This window comes from Sphingopyxis sp. Q841, from assembly GCF_052384365.1.
GTDB lineage: Bacteria > Pseudomonadota > Alphaproteobacteria > Sphingomonadales > Sphingomonadaceae > Sphingopyxis > Sphingopyxis terrae_A.
The window spans coordinates 185,647-203,407 of sequence record NZ_JBQSUM010000002.1; the positions used below are offsets into that span (position 1 = coordinate 185,647).

17 protein-coding genes are annotated in these 17,761 nt (G+C 63.9%); 7 read left to right on the top strand and 10 right to left on the bottom strand.

The window, feature by feature from the left end; genetic code table 11:
• Positions 1 to 41 precede the first annotated feature (41 nt).
• Entirely contained in the window at positions 42 to 3,275 is a 3,234-nt protein-coding gene (locus ACT17R_RS11305; protein ID WP_444809469.1) for a TonB-dependent receptor domain-containing protein, read from the top strand.
• A gap of 94 nt (positions 3,276 to 3,369) precedes the next feature.
• Here the strand turns inward: ACT17R_RS11305 and alr are convergent, their stop codons facing one another.
• Together alr and ACT17R_RS11315 are read right to left on the bottom strand one after the other, a co-directional pair.
• On the bottom strand, positions 3,370 to 4,410 hold the full coding sequence (gene alr, locus ACT17R_RS11310) for an alanine racemase (RefSeq protein ID WP_444809470.1): 1,041 nt from the start codon (positions 4,408 to 4,410) through the stop codon (positions 3,370 to 3,372).
• A 42-nt stretch (positions 4,411 to 4,452) separates the two neighbouring features.
• A complete protein-coding gene (locus tag ACT17R_RS11315; RefSeq protein ID WP_444809471.1) occupies positions 4,453 to 6,087 on the bottom strand; it encodes an MFS transporter in 1,635 nt (544 codons plus the stop codon).
• A 107-nt stretch (positions 6,088 to 6,194) separates the two neighbouring features.
• Between ACT17R_RS11315 and ACT17R_RS11320 the strand changes: the two genes are divergently transcribed.
• From ACT17R_RS11320 to ACT17R_RS11330, 3 genes are all read left to right on the top strand, one after another.
• Positions 6,195 to 6,983 (top strand): cyclase family protein, encoded by a 789-nt coding sequence (locus ACT17R_RS11320; RefSeq protein WP_234179084.1) that lies wholly within the window; start codon positions 6,195 to 6,197, stop codon positions 6,981 to 6,983.
• A 31-nt stretch (positions 6,984 to 7,014) separates the two neighbouring features.
• Positions 7,015 to 7,887: a TauD/TfdA dioxygenase family protein gene (locus ACT17R_RS11325; RefSeq protein WP_234179085.1), complete on the top strand. Its 873-nt coding sequence runs from the start codon at positions 7,015 to 7,017 to the stop codon at positions 7,885 to 7,887.
• A 70-nt stretch (positions 7,888 to 7,957) separates the two neighbouring features.
• Positions 7,958 to 8,419: a host attachment family protein gene (locus ACT17R_RS11330; protein ID WP_234179086.1), complete on the top strand. Its 462-nt coding sequence runs from the start codon at positions 7,958 to 7,960 to the stop codon at positions 8,417 to 8,419.
• Between the two features lie 6 nt (positions 8,420 to 8,425).
• Here the strand turns inward: ACT17R_RS11330 and ACT17R_RS11335 are convergent, their stop codons facing one another.
• Complete coding sequence (locus ACT17R_RS11335; protein ID WP_234179087.1) at positions 8,426 to 9,082, bottom strand: lysoplasmalogenase; 657 nt, start codon at positions 9,080 to 9,082, stop codon at positions 8,426 to 8,428.
• A gap of 73 nt (positions 9,083 to 9,155) precedes the next feature.
• On the opposite strand from ACT17R_RS11335, the gene trmFO reads away from it, so the two are divergent.
• Positions 9,156 to 10,505 carry a methylenetetrahydrofolate--tRNA-(uracil(54)-C(5))-methyltransferase (FADH(2)-oxidizing) TrmFO gene (trmFO, locus tag ACT17R_RS11340; protein WP_234179121.1) on the top strand — a complete coding sequence of 450 codons (1,350 nt, stop codon included), beginning with the start codon at positions 9,156 to 9,158 and terminating at the stop codon, positions 10,503 to 10,505.
• Between the two features lie 19 nt (positions 10,506 to 10,524).
• On the opposite strand, the gene ACT17R_RS11345 is transcribed toward trmFO, so the two are convergent.
• On the bottom strand, positions 10,525 to 11,223 hold the full coding sequence (locus ACT17R_RS11345; RefSeq protein WP_444809472.1) for an aspartate/glutamate racemase family protein: 699 nt from the start codon (positions 11,221 to 11,223) through the stop codon (positions 10,525 to 10,527).
• A 109-nt stretch (positions 11,224 to 11,332) separates the two neighbouring features.
• On the opposite strand from ACT17R_RS11345, the gene ACT17R_RS11350 reads away from it, so the two are divergent.
• A complete protein-coding gene (locus ACT17R_RS11350) occupies positions 11,333 to 11,770 on the top strand; it encodes a hypothetical protein (protein WP_444809473.1) in 438 nt (145 codons plus the stop codon).
• Here ACT17R_RS11350 and ACT17R_RS11355 read toward each other — a convergent pair.
• The 5 genes from ACT17R_RS11355 to ACT17R_RS11375 form a co-directional block, all read right to left on the bottom strand.
• Positions 11,742 to 13,214, bottom strand: a complete 1,473-nt coding sequence (locus ACT17R_RS11355; RefSeq protein ID WP_217373364.1) for an NAD(P)(+) transhydrogenase (Re/Si-specific) subunit beta — start codon at positions 13,212 to 13,214, stop codon at positions 11,742 to 11,744. The two genes, ACT17R_RS11350 and ACT17R_RS11355, sit on opposite strands and share 29 nt — an antisense overlap.
• 59 nt (positions 13,215 to 13,273) lie before the next feature.
• The gene (locus ACT17R_RS11360; RefSeq protein WP_003051219.1) at positions 13,274 to 13,555 is read right to left on the bottom strand and encodes a proton-translocating transhydrogenase family protein; all 282 of its coding nucleotides are present in this window, start codon (positions 13,553 to 13,555) and stop codon (positions 13,274 to 13,276) included.
• Between the two features lie 149 nt (positions 13,556 to 13,704).
• Entirely contained in the window at positions 13,705 to 14,319 is a 615-nt protein-coding gene (locus tag ACT17R_RS11365; RefSeq protein ID WP_444809474.1) for a fasciclin domain-containing protein, read from the bottom strand.
• Between the two features lie 125 nt (positions 14,320 to 14,444).
• Positions 14,445 to 15,566: an NAD(P) transhydrogenase subunit alpha gene (locus ACT17R_RS11370; protein WP_062902327.1), complete on the bottom strand. Its 1,122-nt coding sequence runs from the start codon at positions 15,564 to 15,566 to the stop codon at positions 14,445 to 14,447.
• 12 nt (positions 15,567 to 15,578) lie between these two features.
• Positions 15,579 to 15,701 (bottom strand): aa3-type cytochrome c oxidase subunit IV, encoded by a 123-nt coding sequence (locus ACT17R_RS11375; RefSeq protein ID WP_003051210.1) that lies wholly within the window; start codon positions 15,699 to 15,701, stop codon positions 15,579 to 15,581.
• Positions 15,702 to 15,952: 251 nt separating this feature from the next.
• Here ACT17R_RS11375 and ACT17R_RS11380 point away from each other — a divergent pair, with 251 nt between their 5' ends.
• Positions 15,953 to 17,383, top strand: a complete 1,431-nt coding sequence (locus tag ACT17R_RS11380) for a sigma-54-dependent transcriptional regulator (RefSeq protein ID WP_062902326.1) — start codon at positions 15,953 to 15,955, stop codon at positions 17,381 to 17,383.
• Here ACT17R_RS11380 and ACT17R_RS11385 read toward each other — a convergent pair.
• Entirely contained in the window at positions 17,380 to 17,760 is a 381-nt protein-coding gene (locus tag ACT17R_RS11385; protein ID WP_217373362.1) for a baeRF12 domain-containing protein, read from the bottom strand. The two genes, ACT17R_RS11380 and ACT17R_RS11385, sit on opposite strands and share 4 nt — an antisense overlap.
• Position 17,761 lies beyond the last annotated feature (1 nt).

Consider the following 17,761-nt stretch of genomic DNA (forward strand, 5'->3'; position numbering starts at 1 on the left):
CCCCCCGCGGGTGTAAGAAAATTGCCTTCAAGGGCTTGTGCATGCTGCTCTTTCCGTCTTTCTTGATCGCAAGCCGTTCATCGAAATTTTGTGAACGGGCAACCGGGGAGTTATCTATGAATAAGTCGCACCTGCTTATGGGTGTCGCTGCCTTTGCAGTGGCCATTTCTGCAAGCCAGCCCACTTTCGCACAGGAAACGTCCACCAATTGCGCTGACACCGACGATAACGGAGTCTGCGACAAGGATGAGGCGTCGACGCCAGCCAATGACGGCGGCGCGATCATCGTTACTGGTTCGCGCATTGCGCGCGCTAATTTCGACACCGTAGAACCGTCGGTTGTCGTTTCGTCTGCGGATATCGAGGCTCGCGGATTCGAAACGCTGGGCCAAGCGCTCAACGAACAACCCTCCTTCGGTGTTCCAGGCTCATCGCCTGTCGGCGGCCAGTCCGGATTCGGCCAAGGCCAAAGCTTTGTAAACTTCCTGGGGCTCGGATCGCAACGCACCCTGACGCTCGTCAATGGTCGTCGTTTCGTCGGTTCGAACACCGCTTCCATTTTCGGTCCGACCGGCGCCGGTAGCCAAGTCGACCTTAACGTAATCCCGACCAAATTGATCGAGCGGGTTGAAACGATCGCCGTCGGAGGCGCGCCAATTTATGGTTCGGATGCCATCTCTGGCACGATCAACGTTATCCTAAAGCAAGATTACCAAGGCCTCGAAATCGACGGCCAATACGGTTTGACCACGCGTGGCGACGCGGCCAACTATCGCTTCCGCGCTCTTGCCGGATATAATTTTGCCGATGGTCGCGGCAACATCACGCTTTCGGGGGAATACAATAAGGGTGAAGGCCTAACCGGCGTTGACCGCCCGCTTTTTGCAAGTGGCCTTTTCTTCCGCAACGCCAGCGATCCCAGCCGGGGCTTCTCACAGCAGCTTTACGCCGATCGTCGACTTCCATCCATTTCGGAATCGGGTACGCCCATTGTCGGCCTTGCTGACTATGGCCTTGATTTCAATTTCCCCGATTATCAGGGTCCGTTGTTCGGCCTGCCCGCCGGTTTTAACGGTGCTGTTTCGAATGGTGCAGGCGACCAGCTTCGCTTCGACGAAAACGGGAACTTGATCCCGATCAACTTCGGTACATACGCCGGTCGCCCGGGCTCGTTTGGCATCGACTTTGCGGGCGGCAACGGCTTCAGCCTCGTTCCCACCTCGAACCTCTTGTCAGAAACGCGTCGTTATAGCGGTATCGCTACGACGAAGTATCAGATGTCCGATTCGGTCCGCTTTTTCGGTGAGGCGTGGTATTCGAATAGCAAGGGTCGCAACCTGCGCGATCAACCCGTCTACAACTCGGCACTGTTCGATGCGGCGGGCACCCCCGACGGCAACATCATCGTTAGCATCAACAACCCGTTCCTTTCGGATGCGGCCCGCGCGGCAATCCAGAACTCGATCGATAACAACCCGTTCTCTGATCAAAATTTCCTGGGTGTGACGCAGAATTATTTCTATCTCGGCCGTGCAAATACTGATTTGGCCACCGGCAACTCCACCGGCGAGGTCGAAGTCATGCGCTTCGTCGCTGGCTTCGACGGATCGTTCGACGCGCTTGCAGGCACTTGGAACTGGGAAGTTGTTGGCAATTACGGCCGGTCGAAGACCTCCGGCTATTCGCGAGAGCTCGTGCAGCAGAATTTCGAAAACGCTGTCGATGCCGTCCTTGATGGTAGCGGCAACATCGTCTGTCGTCCGGGCTATACCAATGCGACTATCCAAACGGTCAGCAGCACCTGCGCTCCGTTGAATCTGTTCGGCACGGGACGTATATCTCAGGAGGCGCTGGACTATGTGTCGGCGATCGCGCGACCGGTTTCGCTCAACAAGCAGAAGGTGTTCAGCGCCTCTCTTTCGGGTCCGCTGTTCAGGTTGCCGGGGGGCGATTTCTCAATCGCCGTTGGCTATGAACATCGCGAGGAGTCACAGAATTTCGATCCAGGAGCCTATTTCCGTGGCGAGCTTCAGAGCGATGGCACCTATGCAAGCTACGGCCGTTCGGTTCCGATCCAGCCCGTTATCGGTAAATTCAATACCGACGAAGTTTCCGGTGAAATCCGTGCCGAGTTGATCAGCCCTTCGACCGGAACTTTTATTAACCTGCTTGAAGTTCAAGCGGCAGGCCGCTGGGTCGATCACTCGATCGCGGGCGGTGATTTCACGTGGACGCTTGGCGGTCGCGTAAAGCCGATCGAGGATTTCACGATCCGCGGCAACTTCACGCGGTCGATCCGCGCGCCCGCAATCACCGAGGCCTTTAATCCGTCGAGTGATTTCTTCGGTTTTGCTGATGATCCGTGCGACGAAGCCAATGTGAACAACGGCCCGGATCCGGCGACCCGCGCAGCAAATTGCGCTGCGCTAGGCCTGCCGGGCGACTTCAGCTCGTTGTCGAGCAGCCGATCGTTCAAGCAAGCGATTGCCGGCAATCCGTCGCTCAACAACGAGAAAGCGAACAGCTGGACTGTCGGCGTCGTTCTCGAACCCTCCTTCATCCCGCGTTTTCGTGCGAGCGTTGACTATGTCGATATCAAGCTCAAGGACGTGATCAGCGAGTTGTCGGGTGACCAAGTCGTTGCAAATTGCTACGATTCGGCCGATTTTCCGAGCAATGAGTTCTGCGACCGCGTCACTCGTAATCCGTTCGTTGGCGATGGATCGCAGAACGACGGCCAGATCACCTTTATCGAGACGGGCTACTTCAATTCCGCGCAGCTTCGCTACAAAGGCTATCTGGCAGCTATCGATTATCGCCTCCCAGTCCCTGCGATCTCGTCGGACGGTCAAATCGGGATCAACCTGTCGTATCAATATCTTGACGAGTTGAGTACCCGCGCGGACGCCAATTCGGCCAAGTCGCGTACGGACGGCAGCATCGGCTATTCGAAGCACAAAGGTGTTCTGACCATCAATTATTCGGAGCCGGCGTTCAACCTGTTCACACAGCTGTCATACATCGGCAAGGCGAAGATCGATACGCAGGTACCGGATGATTATTATCCGGATGGCCTCAACAACATTCCGAGCGTGATCTTCGTAAATATGGGCGTCAACTTCGATGTGGATGAGCGTTTCGAATTTCAGGTGAACGTCGATAACGTGTTCGACAAGCAGCCGCCGTACCCTTATCCAGCGAGCGGCGGTACGATTACTTACTTCCGCGGGCTTCTTGGACGCTATGTGCGGGCAGGCGCGACGGTAAAGTTCTGATCGCCTTCTCCGTAAACAATGAGGCTCCCCGGCTACACCGGGGAGCCTTTTTTAGATAAGCACCGGGCATGCTTCCGAGCGTCGACGGATGCCCCTAAGCTGTCGCAAACCGCGCGCCCAGCCCCGTCAGCAGTTCATATTGCGACAGTCCGCTCGCGGCGGCGGTTGCCGGCAGGTCATAGTCCAGCGCCAGCCAGTCGCCCTCGCCTATGCCTTCGGCGGCGCTTGCGTCGAAGGCGGTGAGATCCATCGAGACGCGGCCGATCAGTGGCAGGGCGCTACCCTCCCATGTCGCACCGCCGGTTCCGGCGTGACAGCGCAGATAGCCGTCGGCATAGCCGAGGTTCGCCACCGCCACCCGCGTGGGCCGCGGGGCGGTCCAGGTGGCGCCATAGCCCACCGTTTCGCCCGCCGGGACAATCCGCACCTGCAGCACGCGCGCTTCGGGATAGGCGACCTGCCGGATGTGCCCGGCCGCCTCGCCGCGCGGTAAACCGCCATAGAGCGCAAGACCGGGACGCGTCAGGTCGAAGGCATAGTCGAGGCCGAGGCAAATGCCGGCGCTGTTCGCAAGGCTATAACGCTGCGCCGGAATCTGGCTGCGCACCGCGCGGAAGGCCGCAAGCTGCCGCGCATTTTGCGCGCTGTCCTCGTCCGCCGAAGCGAGATGGCTGAGCAGATTGACGATGCCGAGCCCGTCGAGCGCCCCGCCCAGCGCCTCTTCGACACGCAGGCCGAGCCGGTTCATCCCGGTGTCGATCATCACGTCGCACGGACGGCCTTCGCCTGCCGCGCGCCAGCGCGTCACCTGTTCGACGCTCGCCAGCACAGGACGCGCGGGCAGCGTGCGCGCGGCGACCATGTCGGTCGCGCCAACGCCGTGCAGCACCGATAGCGACACGCCCGCAGGCAAGGGCATCAGCGCCGCCGCTTCGGCCCAGGTCGCGACGAAGAAATGCCGGCATCCCGCCACCGCAAGATGGCGCACGATGGCGCCGGCACCGAGGCCATAGCCATCGGCCTTCACCGCCGCGCCGCACGCCGCCGGGCCGCTGCGATCGGCCAGCCAGCGCCAGTTATGGACGAGCGCGGCTGAATCGAGACGGAGCCGGAGCGGCGAAGCAATGTCGATCATCGCTTCGCCCTAGCCCGGAACGAACCCGCCGCCAATGCCCGTTCAGGCGTCGGCGGCGCGCTTGTCCCATTCGCCGGGCACGGGCTCCTTGAGCATGAAGGCGGCGACCAGGAAAGCGACGAGCACGACGCCCCATGTGTACCACAGGCCCGCATAGGCATTGCCCGTCACTGCGGCGATCAGGCTGGCGATGAACGGGAGGAAGCCCCCGAAATAGCCGGTGCCGATATGATAGGGGATCGACAGCGAGGAATAGCGCACGTGCGGCGGGAACATCTCGGCGAGCAGGGCGGCGACGGGGCCATAGGTAAAGCCCGACAGCGCGCTGAGGCCGAGCAGCGCGAGCAGGATCACCGCGAGGCTGCCGACCCCCGGTACCTGCTTGTCGAAGCTATAGCCCATCGCCTCGAGCGCTGGCCGCAGTAGCGCCGGATCTTCGCTGGCGACCTCGCGGCCGCCGATATGGATTTTCACGCTGTCGAAGCCGCTTCCCGACGGCTGCACCTTATAGGGCACGCCCAGCTTGGTGAGTTCGGCAATCGTGCGGCCGCAAGCCGTCGTCTGCTGCTTCTGTTCGAAGGGATTGTAGGAACATTGGCTGCCGGTCACGACGACCGGCGCCTTTGCCGCCGCCTCCTTGAGCGCAGGATTGGCAACTGCGCCCATCATCCAGAAGAGCGGGAAAAGCACGAACAGCGTCACCGCATAGCCCCAGACGATCGGCTTCTTGCGCCCGATCCGGTCCGACATTTTGCCCGCCCAGATGAAAAATCCCATACCGAGCGCGGCGGCTAGGCCAACGATGACCTCGGCCGCGGTATCGTCGACCTTCATCGGGCCCTTCAGGAAAGCGAGGCCGGAGAACATCGCAGTGTACCAGATGACGGTCAGCCCCGCCGCAATCCCGAACAGCGCAACGAAGATGCGATTGGGGTTGCCGGGATAGGTGAAGCATTCCTTCAGCGGATTCTTGGCGATCTCCCCCTCTTCCTTCATTGCCTGGAACACCGGGCTTTCGGAGAGTTTGAGCCGCATCCACAGCGAAATCGCGAGCAGCAGCAGCGACAGCAGGAATGGCACGCGCCAGCCCCAGCTTTCCCAGACATCGGCGGGCATCGCCGCCTTGCACGATAGCACGACGATCAGGCTGAGCACGAAACCCCCGACGACGCTCGCCTGGATGAAGCTGGTATAGAAACCGCGCCGTTCGGGCGGCGAATGTTCGGCGACATAGACCGCCGCGCCGCCATATTCCCCGCCGAGCGCCAATCCCTGCAATATGCGCAGCAGGATGATGATGATCGGTGCCGCGATGCCGATCGTTGCCGCCGAGGGGATCATGCCGACCCCGGCGGTGGCGATCCCCATCAGGGTGACGGTGACGAGAAAGGTATATTTGCGCCCCAGCCGGTCGCCGAGAAAGCCGAACAGCACCGCACCGAGCGGCCGGAAGCCGAAGCCGACGGCAAAGCCGGCCCACACCAGCAGCACCTCCAGCGTGGCGTTGTCGCTGGGGAAAAAGGCTTTGCCAATGATCGCGGCGAGCGTACCGTAGATGAAGAAATCATACCATTCAAAAATGGTGCCCGCCGACGATGCGGCGATGACCATGCGAATATCCTTCGCGGTCGGCTCATAGACCGCACCATGATCGGCGACGGCGGCTGCGTCGGTCATATACTCTCCCCTGCCCCGGTTCGGGCTTGCCACCGTTTCTAGCGGGCGTCCGACGGCGCGCAAGCCTTCGCTTGGCGCGGCGGCTTATCGGTGGCAGATTGCGGGCCATGCAGTTCATCGACCTTTCGATCCCGATCACCAACGACGTCATCTCCGACCCGCCGGTGATGCGCCCGCAAATCAGCTACATGACCCACGAGACGACGTGGGAACAGATTGCGATGTTCTTTCCGGGACTCGTGAAGGAGGACCTTCCCGATGGCGAAGGCTGGGCGGTCGAAAGCCTGACTTTGAGCACGCACAACGGCACGCATATGGATGCGCCGTGGCATTTCCATTCGACGACCGATGCGGGCGCCACGCCTGCACCCAGCATCGACGAGGCGCCGCTCGACCTCTTTTTCCGGCCCGGCGTCAAACTCGACTTTTCGGATCGTCCCGCAGGCCATGTCGTCAGCGCGGCCGAGGTGGAGGCCGAACTGGCGCGGATCGGCCACACCCTTCAGCCGTTCGACATCGTGCTCGTCCAGTCGGGCGCGATCTATGGTACCGACAATTTCACCGATCAGGGCTGCGGCATGGGTGCCGAGGCGACGCTTTATCTCACCGAGCGCGGCGTGAAGGTCGTCGGCACCGACGCGTGGAGTTGGGACGCACCGTTCAGCCACACGGCGAAACGCTGGGCCGAAACGCGCGATCCGACGATCATCTGGGAAGGCCATAAGGCAGGGCGGATCCGGCCCTATTACCAGATCGAGAAGCTGACGGGCCTTGCCGCCCTGCCCCCGACCGGCTGGACGCTGTCCTGCTTCCCGGTGAAGATCGAGCGCGCGAGCGCCGGCTGGATCCGCGCCGTCGCGCTGATCGATGGCGCACCGGTTTCGCACACCGATTGACGGCGGCGGGCGAACGGCGCAGCATCGCGCCATGGCTTTCACGATCACCCCCAGCGGTCAGGCGTGCGGCGCCGCGATCACCGGCATCGACCTGACGCAGCCGCTTTCTGCCGACGTCGTGGCCGACATCCGCGCGGCGTGGCTCGACCATCATGTCCTCGCCTTTCCCGGCCAGTCGCTGGGTGACGATGATCTGGAGCGGTTCACCCAATATTTCGGCGGCTTCGGCGACGATCCCTTCATCGCACCGGTTCCGGGGCGCCGGCACGTCATCGCGGTCAAGCGCCGCGCCGACGAAACCGCGCCGCTGTTCGCCGAAAACTGGCACAGCGATTGGAGCTTTCAGGCAAGGCCGCCCGCCGGAACCTGTCTTTACGGCATCACCATCCCGCCGATTGGCGGCAACACCGAATTTGCGAACCAGCATGCGGCTCTCGCCGCGATGCCGGACGCGCTGCGAGCCGGGATCGAGGGGCGCCGCGCGATCCACAGCGCGCGCGGCGGCTACGCCCCCTCCGGCATGTATGGCGCGAACGACAAGGGCCGCAGCATGGACATCCGCCCCGGCGAAGCGGCGATGGCGACGCAGGCCCACCCGATCATCCGCAGGCACCCCGAAACGGGCCGCGAGGGCCTGTTCGGCTGCGCCGGCTATATCATCGGGATCGAGGATATGGACGACGCGGAGGCACTGCCGCTGATCGTCGAACTGCTGCACTGGCAGGGGCGCGAGGAATTTCGCTACAGTCACAGGTGGGACGCGGGCACGCTGCTGATGTGGGACAATCGCTCGCTGCTTCACCGCGCGACCGGCGGCTATGACGGTCACGACCGCCTGCTCCACCGCACGACGATCGCTGCGTGGGACGGCGATGAGCCCGGCGCGCACCGTTCGCGCGCCTAGGGAATATCCCCGATTGGCGAATCTTCGCCGCAGACCCATGAGTTGGCTTTTCCGAGAAGGGAGCCATGGTATGACAATTCCCCACGACACGCTCGTCCTCGTCGCAGACGGTCGCAAGGCATTATTTTTGCGCAATCGCGGCGATGAGCATCAGATCGACCTGCGCACCGCATCGCATCGCGAACGCGAGGATCGTAAGGACAGCGACATCAAGACCGACGCCGCGGGCCGCTCGGGCCGCGCTCCGGCTACTGGGGCGTTTCAGGACACGATGCACGAAACGGATTTCCACCAGCAGGAGGAAGATCGCTTTGCGCGCGATCTTAGCGAAAAGGTCAACGCGATGGCGCTCGCGGGCGAATTCGACGATCTCGTCATCGTCGCGCCCGCGCGCACGATGGGCGAGTTGCGACCGCTGTGGCACAAGGAAGTGCAGCGCCGCCTCGCGGGTGAGCATGTCAAGGAAATGACCGACCGTCCGGTGTCGGATATCGAGGCGCTGCTTATCGGCGATGGGGCACCGCCCTCGTGACCGCGTCTATTCCTTGACCAGCGTCCATACGACGCCCCAGGCGATCAGCGCCTGTCCCGCAAAGTAGAGCGGCCAGACGAGCCACAGGGTGACGTCCTTCGAAAGCGCACCGCCTTCCCCGGCGAAGATGAAGAGGTCGCTCGCGAGGAACAGCATCGCGCCGATCCCGGTGCGATAGCGCGGAAAACGGCTCGTCCACGCCGCAGCCGCCATCGCCGCGACGAGCGCGGTATAGCCGACCGCCGCCGCGCCGTCGGGCGCACCGCGCGTCAGCCCCCAGGCGATGACGAGCGCCGCCGGAACGGTCAGCCAGCCGAGCCCGCGCTGCGGGGCCGACAGTGCCGGGCGCCGGTTCCGCCAGTAAAGGATGATCGCGGTGACATGCCCCGCGGCAAAGGCCAGCGCGCCGACGATCAGCCCCCTGGCGTCGAGCAGATAGTCGCCGAGCGCCCCGAAACCGAGCGCCAGCGCGATCAGGCGGCCATCGGTCCCGCGCGCGTTCGCGGCGGCCCACAAGGCGAGCAGCGCAACCCCGCTCGTCTTCCACGCCCAGATCGCGGGGCCGTGCCAATGCTGATGAACCGCGACGAAAAAGCTGACACCGCCGGCCAGCGCGAGCCACCAAATCCACCGCGCGCGATCCCGCCCCCGTTCATCGCTCATCGCCCACCCCTTTGCATCTTCCTCACAAGGCGCCTACTGCGCGGCGGATCAGGTACAAGTCAACGGATAGCGTATAGTGGCTCACGACATTCATATCATCGGCGGCGGCCTCGCGGGGTCGGAGGCGGCTTGGCAGCTTGCCGAAGCGGGCTACCGCGTACGTCTGTCCGAAATGCGCGGGGGCGGCGACATGACCCCGGCGCATCAGGGCGACACGCTCGCCGAAATGGTGTGTTCGAACAGCTTTCGCAGCGATGATGGCGACAGCAACGCCGTCGGCCTGCTCCACCGCGAGATGCGCAGCCTGGGCTCGATCATCATGCGCGAAGCCGATGCCACAAAAGTTCCCGCCGGATCGGCGCTCGCGGTCGACCGCGATCTCTTTTCGGGCGGCGTCACCAAAGCGCTTGCCGAGCATCCCAATGTCACGATCGTGCGCGAACGCGTCGACACACTGCCGACCGAGGGCATGACGATCGTCGCGACGGGACCGCTCACCGCCGCCAGCCTCGCGGAGAGCATCGGCGTCGCAACGGGGAAGGACGCGCTTGCCTTTTTCGACGCGATCGCGCCCATCGTTTACCGCGACAGCATCGACATGGACATCGCCTGGATGGCGAGCCGCTGGGACAAGGCCGGGCCGATCGGCGACGGCAAGGATTATATCAACTGCCCCATGGACAAGGATCAATATTATGCCTTCGTCCAGGGGCTGATCGACGGCGACAAGACTGAATTCAAGGACTGGGAAAAGGACACGCCCTATTTCGAGGGCTGTATGCCCATTGAGGTGATGGCCGAACGCGGCATCGAAACGCTGCGCTTCGGACCGATGAAGGGCGTCGGGCTGGACAATCCGCGCACCGGGCGCTGGCCCTATGCCGTCGTCCAGCTCCGCCAGGACAATGCGCTCGGCACCTTGTGGAATATGGTCGGCTTTCAGACCAAGCTGAAGCATGGCGCGCAGGTAGAGCTATTCCGCACCATTCCGGGGCTCGAAAAGGCCGAGTTCGCGCGGCTGGGCGGTCTTCACCGCAACAGCTTCATCCGGTCGCCCGAACTGCTCGACGGCCAGCTTCGCCTGAAATCGGCGCCGCATATCCGCTTCGCGGGTCAGATTACCGGCTGCGAAGGCTATGTCGAAAGCGCCGCGATCGGGCTTGTCGCCGCGCGCTTCGCGATCGCCGAGCTCGGCGGTCGTTCGCTACCGCCGCCGCCGCCCGAAACCGCGCTCGGTGCGCTGCTCGGCCATATCACCGGCGGCGCCGACGCCGCATCCTATCAGCCCATGAACGTCAATTTCGGGCTGTTCCCGCCGGTTGCGGAGGATGTCCGCAAGAAGGACCGCAAGCTCGCCTACACGCAGCGCGCGGGCGCGGCGCTGGCCGAGTGGATGAAAGTGGCGGACGGCGTCGCCGCGTAACGGCGCGCGCCTCCGGCAATCAGGGTGCGTCGCCCAATATCCAGTCGACACCTGCGGCGACATGGATGCGCGCCGTATCATACACCGGCAGCAGGTTCGCGTCGGGATCGACAAGCATCACCAGCTCGGTGCAGGCCAGGACGAGCGCCTGAATATCCTGCTTGGCGATGTCGGTGATGAAGGTGCGCATCGTCCGGCGCGAATCCTCGGTCACCTTGCCCTGCATCAGCTCGTCATAGATGATGCGGTCGATCTCCTCGGCGCGGCTCGCGTCATAGGGGGCGAGCGTCAGGCCGTGGCGCACGAGCCGCTGGCGGAACCAGGGTTCGGTCATGACGTTGCGGGTGCCGACCACTGCCGCCGCCTTCACGCCGTCGGCGCGCATCTTTTCGCCCGTTTCGTCGACGATATGGAGCAGCGGGATCGAAATCGCCGCGGCGACGTCGTCCGCCACCTTGTGCATCGAATTGGCCGCGATCATCAGCGCCGTCGCCCCCGCCGCCTCGAGCCGCCGCGCCGATGCGATCAGCACCTCCTTCGCATGATCCCATTGCTCGGGTGTCGAGAGCCGCGACAGATCGCAATAATTCAGGCTTTCCATCAGGATCGGCGCCGAACAGCCGGTGCCGACCCGCATTTGCAGCCCCTTGTTGAGGTGCCGATAATAAAGCTCGGTCGATGCCCAGCTCATTCCTCCGATCAAACCGATTTTGCGCATGGGTGACGTCTATCCCTTCATCGTCACCCCGGCGAAGGCCGGGGTCTCGCCGTCCATTTCCGACGCGAGGTTGATATCCCGGCCTTCGCCGGGATGACGATTCGGGTCAATGCCCCGCAGGGCTGGAGGCGGCGGGCGCGCCGCGGCATCGCACCTGCTTTTCTTTGACGCGGCCCGCCGCACGCGGCAGACCGGCGCGATGGACGCGATCCGGCACTATTTTCTGGCGCAGCTCGCCGAGCAGGAAGCCGAAGCGGCCCGGCACCTTGGCGACGGCTATTGGACCGACAGCCGCACCGGGCGCAACGTCAGGCTGGACGAACTGCAGGCGATCGGCGCGATGAAGGCCATCGCGCTCGATCCGCGCCCCGGCGAGGAGGATGCGCACATCTATCTGGGCCGCCTGCTCGCCGATCTCGACGATGTCGCGAACCGCTTTCGCGCGGCCGCGCCCGATCCCGACGGCTATGGCATCGCGACGATCGGCACCGTCGCGCGCCGGCTTGCCGCGTTCGACCCTAGTGCCCGCTGCCGCTCAGCGCCTTGACGATGTCGTCGGCCATCTTCTTGGCGTCGCCGAGCAGCATCATCGTCTGGTCCATGTAGAAGACGTCGTTATCGACGCCGGCATAGCCGACGCCGCCCATCGACCGCTTCACGAACAGCACGGTCTTCGCCTTTTCGACGTCGAGCACCGGCATGCCATAGATCGGCGACGACTTGTCGGTCTTGGCCGCCGGGTTGGTCACGTCGTTGGCGCCGATCACGAAGGCGACGTCGCATTGCGCGAATTCGCCATTGATGTCCTCAAGCTCGAACACTTCGTCATAGGGAACATTCGCTTCGGCGAGCAGCACGTTCATATGGCCGGGCATGCGGCCCGCGACCGGATGGATCGCATATTTGACGTTCACGCCCTCTTTCTTGAGCATGTCCGACATTTCGCGCAGCGCGTGCTGCGCCTGCGCCACTGCCATGCCGTAGCCGGGAACGATGATGACATTTTCCGCCTGGCTCATCAGGAAGGCCGCGTCTTCGGCGCTGCCAGGCTTCCACGGGCGCTGTTCCTTCGAACCACCCGCACCGCCGCCCGAATCGTCGGCGCCGAAACCGCCGGCGATGACGCTGATGAAGCTGCGGTTCATCGCGCGGCACATGATGTACGAAAGGATCGCGCCCGACGAACCGACGAGCGCGCCGGTGATGATCATCGCGGTGTTGCCGAGCGTGAAGCCCATCGCCGCCGCGGCCCAGCCCGAATAGCTGTTCAGCATCGACACGACGACCGGCATGTCGGCGCCGCCGATCGGGATGATCAGCAGGAAACCGATCAGGAAGCTCAATGCGGTGATCGTCCAGAAAACCCACGGCGACTGGTCGGTCAGGAAATAGGCGACAAGGCCGATGATCGCGGCGAGCGTGCCGAGGTTGATGACGTGCCGCGCGGGCAGCATGATCGGGGCGCCCGACATATTGCCGTTGAGCTTCAGAAAGGCGATGACCGAGCCCGAAAAGGTGATCGCGCCGATGGCGATGCCGAGCCCCATTTCGATCCGGCTGACCGCGAAAATCTGACCCATTTCGTCGGCGATATGAAAGGCGCCGGGATTGAGGTAGGCGGCCGCGGCCACCGCGACTGCGGCAAGCCCGACGAGGCTGTGAAAGGCCGCGACAAGCTGCGGCATCGCGGTCATCGCGATCCGGCGCGCCATGACGATGCCGATGATGGCGCCGATCGCGATCGCGCCCAATATCTCCGCCATCGCCGTGACATTGATCCCGACATAACTGTTCGCGGCGTCGCCGCTTTTCCACGGCGCGTGGGTAATCAGCGTCGTGACGACCGCAATCGTCATGCCGATCATGCCGAAACGGTTGCCGCGCCGTGACGATGCCGGGCTCGACAGGCCGCGCAGCGCGAGGATGAACAGGATGCCCGAGGCGAGATAGGCCAGCGCCACCCAGGGATTGATCGGTGCTACTTCGTGCATGCTAATTCCCCCGTCGGGCCATCCGTCCATGGCCCGTCAAATCCTTGGTTCGCAGCGCCTTAACGCTCTTTTTTCTTGTACATTGCGAGCATGCGCCCGGTGACCGCAAAGCCGCCGAAAATATTGATGCTCGCCATCACGACCGCGGCAAGGCCGAGCCATTTAGAGCTTGCCGAGCCCGCCGCCGCGCTGGCGATCAGCGCGCCGACGATGATGACCGACGAAATCGCGTTGGTCACGCTCATCAGCGGCGTGTGCAGCGCCGGCGTCACCGACCAGACGACGAAATAGCCGACGAAACAGGCCAGGACGAAAATCGAAAAGATGGAAATGAAATCCACGGCGCGCTCCCCTGCTGATTCCGCGTCGGCACCTCTTGCCGTGGGAGCGAAGGCCTGTCGACTCCAAAGCTGTCAAAAAGTCACGCCCGCGCATCTCCAGGCCGGAAATGGCGGGCGCTTTGTGAAACATAATTACGCGTCAGGACAATTTACATCTTTGGCAGCAGCACCGCGTCGATGACATGGACGATACCGTTCGCCTGTCCAACGTCCGCCTGCGTTACCGCGGCCTTGTTGCCGCTCGCACTCGTCAGGATGATCGCCTCGCCCGATTTGGTCGCGGTCAGATCCTGCCCGTCGAGCGTCTTGAGCACCGCCTTGCCGCCGCCCGCATCGATCTTCGCGGCGAGATCGGCGGCGGTCAGCTTGCCCGGCACGACATGATATTTGAGCACGCCGGCAAGCACCACCGTCTGCGCCGGACGCGCCCAGCCGTCGCGCGTGACCGCGGGAACCTGCGCAAAGGCGGCGTCATTGGGCGCAAACAGCGTGAAAGGCCCCGGCCCCGAGAGCGTATCGGCCAGCCCAGCCTGATTCACCGCCGCGGTCAACTGGCTCAGTATCGGAGAGGCAGCGGCATTGGCGAGGATCGTCTTGTCAGGCGCCATCGCGGCACCGCCGACCTGCGGATTGGCGCTCGCGGTTACGACATCGTTCATCGCGCCGCTTTCGGTATCGGCCTTGGGCGGCTCGGGAGTCTTGTTGCAGCCGCCGAGCGCCAACGCCGCTACCATGGCACTCATGAACAAGCCGGATTTCGTCACCTCTGATCTCCTTGCTGAAACGGCCTGAACGGCCCCGTGCCACATCGCGCCGCACCCCGATTCGCAACGCCATTGGCGCGCGAAAGTTTCAGAAGAAAGTCAGCCGGACGCGTCCAGCGAAACGCCTACCCCAGCAGCCGCTCGTTCACGACCTTGCCGCCCTGCGTCAGCCGCACGGCATTGCCGATTTCCTCGTCGAGCACGGGCTTGCCGGCTTCCTTGTCCCAGAAGGCCGACAGGAAATTGAACAGGTTGCGGCTGAACAGCGCGCTCGTGTCGGCGGGCATCAGCGCGGCGATATTCTTTGCGCCGATCACGGTGACACCGTGGATCTGCTTCGTTTCGCCGGCCACCGAGCCTTCGACATTGCCGCCGCTTTCGGCCGCCATGTCGACGATCACGCTGCCCGTGCGCATCGTCGCGAGTTGCGCGTCCGAAATCAGCCGCGGCGCGGGGCGCCCCGGGATCAGCGCGGTGGTGATGACAATATCCTGCTTGGCGATATGTCCCGACACCAGCTCGGCCTGCGCCTTCTGATATTCGTCCGACATTTCGGTGGCATAGCCGCCCGCACCTTCGCCCTCGATCCCCGCGACGCTTTCGACGAAGATCGGCTTGGCGCCGAGGCTGAGGATCTGTTCCTTGGTCGCGGAGCGCACGTCGGTCGCGCTGACCTGCGCCCCCAGGCGCCGCGCGGTCGCGATCGCCTGGAGCCCGGCGACGCCGACGCCCATGATGAACGCCTTGGCCGCGCTGACGGTGCCGGCGGCGGTCATCATCATCGGAAAGGCGCGGCCATAGGCGTTTGCCGCCATCAGCACCGCCTTGTAGCCCGCGAGATTTGCCTGGCTGGACAGGATATCCATCGACTGCGCGCGCGTGATGCGCGGCATGAATTCCATCGCCAGCGCCTCGATGCCAAGCTTGGCATAGTCGTCAACGCGGGCGCGCTCGCCGAACGGGTTGAGCCCCGCCGCCAGCCACGCCCCGTCGGCAAAGCCCGACAGGCTCTTGGGATCGGGGCCCTGAATCCCGAGGATGATGTTCGCACCCTTCAGCACATCGGCGCGGCTGCCCAGGCTCGCCCCCGCAGCGGTGTAATCGGCGTCGGCGATCGAGGCCGTAACCCCTGCTCCGCTCTCGACGGCGACTTCAGCGCCCAGGCCGATGAATTTCTTCACCGTTTCCGGGGTCGCAGCGACACGGGTCTCGCCCGCGGCGAGGTCTTTCAGCACGGCGATGCGCATGACCGGCGCCGCTTAGGAAGAGATCAGAAGGACGACGACGACGGCGACGATCACGGTTGCGATCGTGCCGACCTTCAAAAGGCCCAGAAAGCCTTCATAGGTCTGGTTCGCCGTTTTCATATCCTGTTCCGCCATGGCCATTCCCCTTTGCCTTGTATCCGCTTGTTTCCTGCCCGCCGGCGCTGCGCCGGGCGCCCGCCAGAATCGGATATCGCGCCGGTCTTAGCCATGCGCCCCCCGATGCTCAATAGCCCGTTTTGCGCCGCGGCGCACGGCGGGCAAAAGCCTGGTGGCCTTAATCCGGCCTTTACCCATCCCGGTTACACATGGCGGCTACCGCGGATACCGGCACCCTGCGTGCCGACAAAAGGGGCAACTGGGAAGCGATGGCGAACGCGCGCGACACGCGAATGGTGATGATCGTCGACAGCGAACCGGCGCAGCAGCGATTCCTTTCGGCGCTGGTGTCGCGGGGCGGCTGGCGCAGCATCGTCGCCGCCGACACCGACACCGCGCTCGCGAAGCTCGGCACCCAGGAAGGCATGGCGCTCGACGCCGTGCTCGTCGATCAGGGCGCGCCGGGCGTGCCGATCCCCGAATTCATCGCCGAACTGCGCCGCTGGCGCCCGGCGCTGCCGCTTATCGTCATCACCATGCGCAACGGCGTCGAAGTCGCGGTTGCCGCGATGCGCGCTGGCGCGAGCGATTTCGTGCAAAAGCCCATCGCGCCCGACCGGCTGCTCGGCGCGCTCGACCGCATCGTCTCGCAGACCGGCCCGCAGGGCGAATTGCGCCCGCTCACCGAAAAGCTGCGCGCGCCGCTCGCCTTCGAAGAAATCATCGGTTCGTCGCCCAATTTCCGTAGCGCGCTGGCGATCGCCGCCAAGGCCGCGCGCGCCCGCGTGCCGGTGATGATCAACGGCAAGCCGGGCACCGGCAAGGAAGTCTTTGCCCGCGCGATCCACAGCGCCAGTCCGCGTGCGCGCGGCCCGCTGGTGATGGTCGATTGTTCGGCGGTATCGCCGGGGCTTATCGGATCGGGACTGTTCGGCCACGAACGCGGTGCCTTTCCCGGCGCCTTCGACCGGCAGGTCGGCCGGCTGGTGCAGGCCGACGGCGGCAGCATCATCATCGACCATGTCGAATGTATCCCGCTCGACACGCAGGCAAAACTCGTCGAATTTCTGAACAGCGGCGAAGTGCAGATGATCGGTGGCTCGATCCGCCAGACCGTCGACGTCCGCATCATCGCGACCAGCGCCAGCCCGCTCGACAAGCTGATCGAGGCAGGACACTTCCGCGAAGACCTGTTCTACGCGCTGTCGACCGCGCAATTCACCCTGCCCTCGCTTTCCGAACGGCGCGGCGATGTTGGGCCGCTCGCCCGCCATCTGCTCACGCGCATCGGCGGCCTGCCCGGCATGGGGCCGATCGGCATCACCGACGATGCCCTACGCCTGCTCGCCGCCTATGCCTGGCCGGGCAATGTCCGTCAGTTGCAGGACGTGCTGTTCCGCGCGGCGGTCGAAAGCAAGACCGACGTGCTGACGAGTGCCGACTTCAAGGCGATCGAAGCTGCGCTCGGTGGCAGCGTGAGCGGAGACGCCAATGTCGCGATCAACGGCGAGGCGATCGGCATCACCCTCTACCTCCCGGACGGCAATCTTCGTCCGCTCGAGGATATCGAAGCCGATGTCATCCGCCTCGCCATCGGCCATTACCGCGGCCGCATGAGCGAAGTCGCCCGCCGGCTCGGGATCGGGCGCTCGACGCTGTATCGCAAGCTCAGCGATCTGGGGATCGACACCGCGGCCTAAGCCGCGCCGATCGCCTGCTCGATCTGCGCCGTATCGGCATTGGTCAGCGTCTTGGCGAGTTCGCCGACCAGCCGCTTTTCAAGTTCGCGGTGATAATGCCCGCGCATCACGCCGAGCGTGTGCGGATCGGCAATCACGAGCAGCTTTTCGATTTCGTTGTCGAGGATGCGCTTGTTAAGAAGCGCCGCGACACCCGCGGCGTGTCCACGCTCGTCAAGGTCGCGGGGTTCGGGCTTCGCGCCGCCACGGTTTCCGGCGTCGACCTCCGGGCTGGCCGCATCGACAAGGTTGATAAGGTCTGCATCGCCATCGTTGCGAAACAGAACGAAGCGGTTGCCGTCGGCGACGGCGACATGGGTGCCATGGGGAAGCTGCATG

What these genes read in the sequence shown, in the direction of transcription:
- ACT17R_RS11385 (WP_217373362.1), bottom strand. Translation starts at nt 17,760, where the DNA reads ATGCAGCTTCCCCATGGCACCCATGTCGCCGTCGCCGACGGCAACCGC.
- ACT17R_RS11375 (WP_003051210.1), bottom strand. Translation starts at nt 15,701, where the DNA reads ATGGCGGAACAGGATATGAAAACGGCGAACCAGACCTATGAAGGCTTT.
- ACT17R_RS11370 (WP_062902327.1), bottom strand. Translation starts at nt 15,566, where the DNA reads ATGCGCATCGCCGTGCTGAAAGACCTCGCCGCGGGCGAGACCCGTGTC.
- ACT17R_RS11325 (WP_234179085.1), top strand. Translation starts at nt 7,015, where the DNA reads ATGGCTTTCACGATCACCCCCAGCGGTCAGGCGTGCGGCGCCGCGATC.
- ACT17R_RS11345 (WP_444809472.1), bottom strand. Translation starts at nt 11,223, where the DNA reads ATGCGCAAAATCGGTTTGATCGGAGGAATGAGCTGGGCATCGACCGAG.
- ACT17R_RS11355 (WP_217373364.1), bottom strand. Translation starts at nt 13,214, where the DNA reads ATGCACGAAGTAGCACCGATCAATCCCTGGGTGGCGCTGGCCTATCTC.
- ACT17R_RS11320 (WP_234179084.1), top strand. Translation starts at nt 6,195, where the DNA reads ATGCAGTTCATCGACCTTTCGATCCCGATCACCAACGACGTCATCTCC.
- alr (WP_444809470.1), bottom strand. Translation starts at nt 4,410, where the DNA reads ATGATCGACATTGCTTCGCCGCTCCGGCTCCGTCTCGATTCAGCCGCG.
- ACT17R_RS11380 (WP_062902326.1), top strand. Translation starts at nt 15,953, where the DNA reads ATGGCGAACGCGCGCGACACGCGAATGGTGATGATCGTCGACAGCGAA.
- ACT17R_RS11335 (WP_234179087.1), bottom strand. Translation starts at nt 9,082, where the DNA reads ATGAGCGATGAACGGGGGCGGGATCGCGCGCGGTGGATTTGGTGGCTC.
- ACT17R_RS11315 (WP_444809471.1), bottom strand. Translation starts at nt 6,087, where the DNA reads ATGACCGACGCAGCCGCCGTCGCCGATCATGGTGCGGTCTATGAGCCG.
- ACT17R_RS11330 (WP_234179086.1), top strand. Translation starts at nt 7,958, where the DNA reads ATGACAATTCCCCACGACACGCTCGTCCTCGTCGCAGACGGTCGCAAG.
- ACT17R_RS11305 (WP_444809469.1), top strand. Translation starts at nt 42, where the DNA reads ATGCTGCTCTTTCCGTCTTTCTTGATCGCAAGCCGTTCATCGAAATTT.
- ACT17R_RS11350 (WP_444809473.1), top strand. Translation starts at nt 11,333, where the DNA reads ATGCCCCGCAGGGCTGGAGGCGGCGGGCGCGCCGCGGCATCGCACCTG.